Origin of the sequence: Haloimpatiens lingqiaonensis (assembly GCF_901447495.1) — a bacterium.
Lineage (GTDB): Bacteria > Bacillota > Clostridia > Clostridiales > Clostridiaceae > Haloimpatiens > Haloimpatiens lingqiaonensis.
The window spans coordinates 1-7,381 of the sequence record NZ_CABDWS010000109.1; the positions used below are offsets into that span (position 1 = coordinate 1).

Annotated in this window: 8 protein-coding genes; 1 reads left to right on the plus strand and 7 read right to left on the minus strand. The window is 26.7% G+C overall.

The genetic code is table 11. The annotated features are described in order from the left end of the window. From FGK85_RS14020 to FGK85_RS14040, 5 genes are all read right to left on the minus strand, one after another. A partial coding sequence (locus FGK85_RS14020) for a hypothetical protein (protein ID WP_341472459.1) occupies positions 1 to 375 on the minus strand: 375 nt, incomplete at its 3' end. A gap of 200 nt (positions 376 to 575) precedes the next feature. Then, complete coding sequence (locus tag FGK85_RS14025; protein WP_138207654.1) at positions 576 to 1,484, minus strand: type II restriction endonuclease; 909 nt, start codon at positions 1,482 to 1,484, stop codon at positions 576 to 578. Between the two features lie 209 nt (positions 1,485 to 1,693). Continuing rightward, positions 1,694 to 2,617: a DNA adenine methylase gene (locus FGK85_RS14030; protein ID WP_138207656.1), complete on the minus strand. Its 924-nt coding sequence runs from the start codon at positions 2,615 to 2,617 to the stop codon at positions 1,694 to 1,696. Between the two features lie 12 nt (positions 2,618 to 2,629). Then, complete coding sequence (locus tag FGK85_RS14035) at positions 2,630 to 3,379, minus strand: DNA-methyltransferase (RefSeq protein ID WP_138207658.1); 750 nt, start codon at positions 3,377 to 3,379, stop codon at positions 2,630 to 2,632. Positions 3,380 to 3,454: 75 nt separating this feature from the next. After that, on the minus strand, positions 3,455 to 4,171 hold the full coding sequence (locus FGK85_RS14040; RefSeq protein WP_138207660.1) for a TRM11 family SAM-dependent methyltransferase: 717 nt from the start codon (positions 4,169 to 4,171) through the stop codon (positions 3,455 to 3,457). Positions 4,172 to 4,336: 165 nt separating this feature from the next. Here FGK85_RS14040 and FGK85_RS14045 point away from each other — a divergent pair, with 165 nt between their 5' ends. Further along, on the plus strand, positions 4,337 to 4,948 hold the full coding sequence (locus tag FGK85_RS14045; RefSeq protein ID WP_138207662.1) for a hypothetical protein: 612 nt from the start codon (positions 4,337 to 4,339) through the stop codon (positions 4,946 to 4,948). Positions 4,949 to 5,004: 56 nt separating this feature from the next. Here the strand turns inward: FGK85_RS14045 and FGK85_RS14050 are convergent, their stop codons facing one another. Together FGK85_RS14050 and FGK85_RS15445 are read right to left on the minus strand one after the other, a co-directional pair. Next, positions 5,005 to 6,681, minus strand: a complete 1,677-nt coding sequence (locus tag FGK85_RS14050) for a UvrD-helicase domain-containing protein (RefSeq protein WP_138207664.1) — start codon at positions 6,679 to 6,681, stop codon at positions 5,005 to 5,007. Beyond that, positions 6,656 to 7,381 (minus strand): hypothetical protein (locus tag FGK85_RS15445; RefSeq protein ID WP_207670538.1); only part of this gene is annotated, 726 nt, incomplete at its 5' end. The genes FGK85_RS15445 and FGK85_RS14050, both read right to left, overlap by 26 nt.

A 7,381-nucleotide genomic window follows, 5' to 3' on the forward strand; every position in this document is an offset into this window, starting at 1 on the left:
TATGGCAACTACTTTTAATTTATCTATAGTACCATTTCTAAATACTTTATTTTTTACAATGGTTTTTATTATATGTTTATGAATTTCTTTTAATCCATCTAAATCAAAATCACTTAAGGAGCGCCTAACGGCATCAATGCGTGGCATTTTAGTTTTTTTAGGTATTACTTTTTTAAACTTGCCTTTTTTAAGCCAATGTTCTAATCTATTGAAACTTCTTATCTGAAGCATAAATCCAAATAACACCACGAAGGTAATTGTTGAAATTTTTACATCAGATTTTATTCTTTTATCTTTTAAGTTATTGATTTTTTCACCTATATCGTATACCTTATTAATATAAGTAAGTAATTGTTTTAAATAACTTTTACTCATTTTATCAGCATCCTTTTTAAGTTGGTTTCTAGTAAAAACTATTATAAAAAGGATGCTTTTATTATGCAAATTTTTTCTCTAAAATTTCCAGCAAAAATCAGAATTTATGGTTTTTAACCTAACCCTCAATCATTCATTATAAATCAGCGGGCTCACGCCCCAAAAATTTTTAAGCGCTAAACTTCTGCTATTTCATAAATTTAAATTACTTCATCTTCTTCTAATATCTCATTCAATAATCCATTTTGTAACATTGTCAAATTAATTATATACTTATTATGATAAAATGCCTCCTCCAATGGCCTATTAGCTGTTAGCCACCCTTTTCCATCCGTTATCCAAATTAATTCATGTCCATCCTGTGTTACTATGTCTTGAAGTGTTTTGTATTCTCCGGCAGTAGATTTAAGCTTAGAGCCACCACCACCATAATAATTAGTTTCTACCAAATAAAGCTTATGTCCAGTATTTATAGCAAAATCAAATCTTCTTGCTGTTTTATCTACAGTCACTTTATAGCCCCACTCACTTTTTATGTGACTTGGAGTAGCTTCTTTTAAATAACAGAATCCTTTTTCTTCACAAACCTTTAAAATAAATTTCTCTACAATATCTTCCATGGCATGTCCTGAACGATTCTTCCTTCCATTGCTATCTAATCCAACTTCAATGCCAAATACATAGTCAACTATATTCTTAATAGATTTATTTGCAAATAACTCTAGTATCTTGGCTTTATCCATAAACTCAACAATATCGTTAATTTTACCCTCATCTAATGATTTATATTTATTAAATGCATATTCTTTTCTTTTAGAACTACCTTTTGCATCAAAAGTTACTATTTCAAACTCTTTTTCTCTACATGCAATAAGTACAGGAATTGCATTAATAACCTCTGGATGTTTTTTAATTAAATATTTCGCTTCATCATAAATATTTTCTTTTCCAATTAAATAATTAAGTATATTTAACTGTATTTCAATATCCCTTACATTATTATTTACCTTATCCCAATTAACAAAATAATCCCAACCTTTAATAGAATCTTTTAATGTATCTAAAAGGTATTTAAACGTTTCTGCATTTTTTTCATAATTCATACTCATATTTATTTTTCTCCCTTATGCCTTATAATTTATAATATAAATATTTTTATCTTCTTTAAATCTATAAATCTATTTAATATCATTTTTACTAACAACTACCTTTTATTATACTGCATACTTCTATATAAAATCAAAAAAATAAGCACCCTTAAGGTGCTTAAAAATTACAATTTTTTAAAAATAATCATTTAAAATTTCTTATTCCTATGCTATTCGCTTTTATAATTTAATATTAATAGTTCATTTACCTTGCCCCTGCCACTACCTTTACTATTTATTGCTCTACTTGCCTTTACCTTATTGATAGTAAAGTTCTTATACAAATTCTCAAAAAATTTATCCTCAGGATCTGTATTTGTTGGATCCGAGTTACTTAACATAAAAAAAGCTTTTTTAGAATCCAATAATTTTACCCAATCTGCTAATCTTATTTGGCTATCATCATTAAAAGGTTCTTTTGAATAATCATTAAAACTTGAAGTATTGCTTAGTGGTCTATATGGAGGGTCTATATAAATAAACGTATTTTCATCCACATAATCTGATAGTTCTTGAAAATCTCCTATTGTTAATTTTACCCCTTGTAATACTCTATTTACTGCTATTAAATTACTTTGATCACATATAGTTACTTTTTTCCTTTTACCAAAAGGTACATTATACATTCCTTTTCTATTTTGTCTATATAGTCCGTTAAAACAAGTTTTATTTAAAAAAATCATTCTTCCAGCATGAGAAATCCACTCATCTGAATAATTTAAATAATCTATAGTACTCTTTTCTTCATTAAATTTTTCTCTTTGCTCATAAAATATTTCTTCTTGTTCCTCAATGCCCACTTCTAGATACTGCTCTTCTAGCTGTGATAAAAAATTTATAAGTTCATGCACTTTTTGCTTTATTACATTATAAGTTAAAATTACCTCTTCATTAATATCATTTAGAATTACTTCTTCAAATTCATATTTTGAAATAAGATCAAAAAAAACTGCTCCTCCACCTAAAAAAGGTTCTATATATCTCTTTACCATTCCCTTCTTTAACGTTTCAGGATAATAATTTTGAAATTGTTCAAGTAACTGTGTTTTTCCTCCTGCCCATTTTAAAAATGGCTTTGCATTACTACACGTCAATTAAATTCCTCCCTAAATTGCTTCTATTCTTTTGTTTGTAAGTTCTACATATTCCTCTAAATTATCCATTCCTATGAAGTTTCTTTCATTTTCTACTGCAACAACTCCAGTAGTTCCTGAGCCACAAAATGGATCTAATACTAATTGTCCCTTATTAGTACTTGCCATTATACATCTATATAATAATTCCTTTGGTTTTTGAGTAGGATGATATCCATATACCTTTTCTCTCTTTGGGGTAGTAGGAATTTGCCATACACTTCTCATCTGTTTTCCACCATTTAATTCCTTCATAAAACTATAATTAAATACGTGGTTAGCCTTTTTATCTTTCTTTACCCATAATAGTGTTTCTTGACTAGCCGTAAAACACCTGCACCCCATATTAGGAGCAGCATTAGGCTTAACCCAAGTTATTTCATTAATAATATAATTACCCATTTCAAGTAATATAAATGCAATAGAATGAATTACATGATATGTACCGGAAATCCACATAGTTCCATCGTCCTTTAACACCCTATTGCATGCTCTAATCCATCTTTTATTAAAATTGTAATCCTCTTTTAGCCCTCTAGATCTATCCCATTCACCCTTATTAACACTTGCCATTTTTCCTGATTTGCAAGTTATTCCATCGTTACTAAGACGGTATGGAGGATCTGCAAAAATCATATCAACAGATTTTGTTTCTATTCTTTTTAACTCCTGTAAACAATCTCCCATATAAAGCTTATAATTATTCCTTTTGCAATAAATCATTTTATCACTTTTCCCTTTTAAATTTAATATACCATACTAATAAATTATACATTACTAGTATTTAAAATTCAAAAGTTACTTTTTAAAAACAAATAAATACTCATGAGCAATCAAATAGAAATTTCTTTTTATACTTATATCTCTCCAGTATTCAGTGGACTTACAATTATGTTGCTGCTTTATTATTATTTCTTTTAATTTAAATCCGGAATTCATAAATATATTCAATACGTTAAATGCTAAAGGAATAATAAATCCCCTTTTTCTAGTGTCTCCCATAAGTATAGAACAATACTTTTCTTTTTTTAATACCCTATAGCATTCTTTAGCCACATCTTTCATAGCTACATAAAATTCTTCTATATCAAGTAGTGATATGTCTTCTTTTAGATTTTTACTATATTTTATGATATTAGCATATGGGGGATGAGTACATATTAAATCTATGGACCCATCTTTTATATTATATAAATTTCTAGCATCTCTCTTCTTTAAAAATACATTATCCATTTTGCTAAGATTTTTAATTCTATCACTGCAAATACTTAAAGCTCTATCATTAATATCACAACCAATAATCCTTCTATTTAATAAACATGCTTCTATTAAAGTCGTCCCACTACCTACAAACTGGTCTAAAACAAGCTCCCCTTCTTTAGAATACCTTAATATTATATTTTTAGGTACATATGGGCTCCAATTGCCTGGGTAATCCCCCCTATGAGTAGACCAATTACCTCTTTCTTCAAAATTCCATATAGTATCCGTCTCCAATTTAAAATTTTTCTCCATAAGTTCACCGCCTAAATGTATTTATTATGAATTTTATCCAAAAAATTATTTATTAATCAATATTGAAGTAAGAGGATTTAACTACTCACTATAGAATTTTATATTTAAATAAAACTTTTAATCATTACAATAACAACTACTATCTAAATCAAGGAGGTATTTTTAATGAAATATAATGAACTCTTAAATATTGTAAAAGAACTACAATTTGATACTAAAAAATTAATTTATAAAGAAAATAATTCTGAAATTTACATTTATAGACCATCTAAGCTACCAAAACGATTTAATAAATATGATTTAAATAGAAATTTTCAAATTTGGTTTTCTGAGAATAAAAGAGAATTCCGCCCTAACCATCTTAGGGTTTTAATTGATTTAAACTTAAGAGTTAGATGTAGACCTGAATTAAAAAAGCCACTTTTGCTGGCATTTGATAATATATTTTATGGAAATGACCCAATAAAAGAGATTCAAATATTAAAAAACGAAAATTTTGAGCATTTTTTAAATTCTCTTAATATTACTGCAATATTAGCTCAATTATTTATTATAGAGCAAGCTTATTCTTATACTTCTAATCGTGAAAGTAAATATGATCCTCCAACACTATTTCTACAAGGATGGATTCGAGAATTTATTGACAATCCAAAAGAAATTGATAATCTTTGTATGAGTGTATGTAATAGACAACCCCCATTGGCTAAATATACTAATAAGGAAAATAGAAACTCACCTAAATATGAGTCAAATATTTTCCCACTTTGGTATTTATAAATAATAAACAGTAAACTATCTATACTTAATAAGGTTTAAATAGTTTACTGTTTTATTTACACCATAGTTTTTCTAAATCCTACTGCATTAAAATCTCTTGTATCAAAATCTTTAACAAAAGGTGATATAGCAGTTTCAAGATTCCCACTATACACCATATAAAGTCTTTTTTTTGCCCTAGTCATTGCCACATATAAAAGTTTTTTTTCACGGTTATTAATTTCATCAATATCCTCTTTTAGAGCATCTTTTTCTACTCCTTCACTTTCCTTATACTGAAAAAGTTTTTCATACTCTTTGTCATTTGGATAATGCCTTTTATCAAATTGAATGACAAATACATTATCAAATTCTAATCCTTTTATATCATAAATATTAGTATAAAAAACTTGCCTACTCTTATTGTATTTAAATTTTTTCCCATAATCTTTCACTCCAAGTACTGAAGTTTTCAATGAATATTCTAAATATGTCTTGAATTGAGATTTGTTTTGTATACTCATATTTTTATCATCTCTATAAATTATAGCTACATTTTCATTGCTATCCTTTTGAAAAATTTGTTTAATTTTGTTTAAAACATAATCTAATTGTTCCTTAAATGACTTTTTATACACAATCACAGGCTTTTCTCCATTATAAACAAAAAACTTCTCTGAAAGCTTTTTAATCTCCATATCCATAAACTCTATAGAATTAGCTAATTTGATAATTTCCATAGTAGATCTAAAATTTTTATTTAATACTTTTGTTCTTCCTTTTTTAGCTATATTTAATCCTAATTTTTCATAGGAATAAGGAGTTCTTTTATATATACTTTGCCTCGGATCACCTGATAAAATTATAGCTTTGTTAACCATGTTAGCCAATACTTTAATCTGCATTGCTTCTAAATCTTGAACCTCATCTACAAATATATAATCATATTTGATCTCATCACTTATAAAATCCATATTTTTCAATATCTCTAGAGCATAGTCATGCAAGTCCATAGTATTATGGTATTTATTTTTAAGTTGTTCTTCGTACTCTGAAAATATCTTAAATATTGTATTTCTTTGATTTCTTGTAAGTCTTATACACCTAGTTCTACCTGTCCTCTCTACTTCTAAGTATTTTCCCTTTTCTATGAAGCCATTTGCTTTCATCCATATAATTTCATCAGTTATAAAATCATCAGTATGTGTTACATATAATCTTTCTTCACTAGGAATACACTTATATTTATCATATTTTTTATCTCTGTAAGCATACGCTATAGCTGCTACTCTTCTATATATATCTCCTCTATCCCATACTTCTGTTTTTGCTGTAATTCTAGTAGGAGATTTTTGGTTAATGTTAATTGTTATTAATATTTTCTTTGCCATTTGGTGAAAAGTCAAAATATCTATGAAATGTTTGTCCCTATTTTTAATATACTCTTGGCTCTCTTCTAATCTTTTTTTGATATCCTCAATTAAAGTATTATTATAGGATACAAATAACATCCTTAATTTTCCATTATTTCTGACCACTTTATCTATAAATTTATACAGTAAAGTTATACTCTTACCTGTTCCTGCATAACCATTAATAAGCATTTGTTCATCTTCATGTTCAATAACCTTTATCTGTTCATCTGATAAATTTATATATCTTAAATAATCGTAGTTCACATGATTTTGCCATACCTTAGCTAATTTATTTATAAGCATACTAAAATTCCTATCTTCTGTATCTATCAATGACATATTCACCCTCCAAACACATATTCAAATACGGGCACATTGTACAATGCTTACCTGAATAAGATATGTTATCATTATTAATATATCCTTCAAGAAATTTTTCAAATTCCTTATTAGAATTTAAAGTATTTTCATTGTATCTATTTCTAATTCTATATTTTTCTGTAACTATATATTTACTATATAAAATTTGAAGTCTTTTTATAAATTTAGGATAGTAAATATTTTCAAAAATACGATAATCTCTTATATCACCATAATAATTATCTGTTATAAGTAAATTTTCCTTAGTAGTTTCATTCCATTGAGGAAACATACTAAACAATTCACTGATTACATTCTTGTTATTATCCCCAATTTTTTTAAAGCTTTGACTAAAAAAATTCATTATTATAGAAAAAACTATTCTATGATGAAAGTCCTCTTCATATATTGGATATGAATTTAAAATACTCGAATAAAGAAACTTTAAAGCACAAAAGTCAAGGTCTAAAAAATATACATCTGGAAACTTACTGTGTTTAATACTATAATCTTCTTTATTAATAAATTTAATATTCTCATATTTTTCTATATATACATCATCGAACTCGTTAAAATACACTATGCTATTATCTACTTTTTCGCTATATAATGTTTTTAAAATATTATATAAAATAGTTTCAGAATCATTTTCCTTAAACCCCTTAATATAATCCATGTT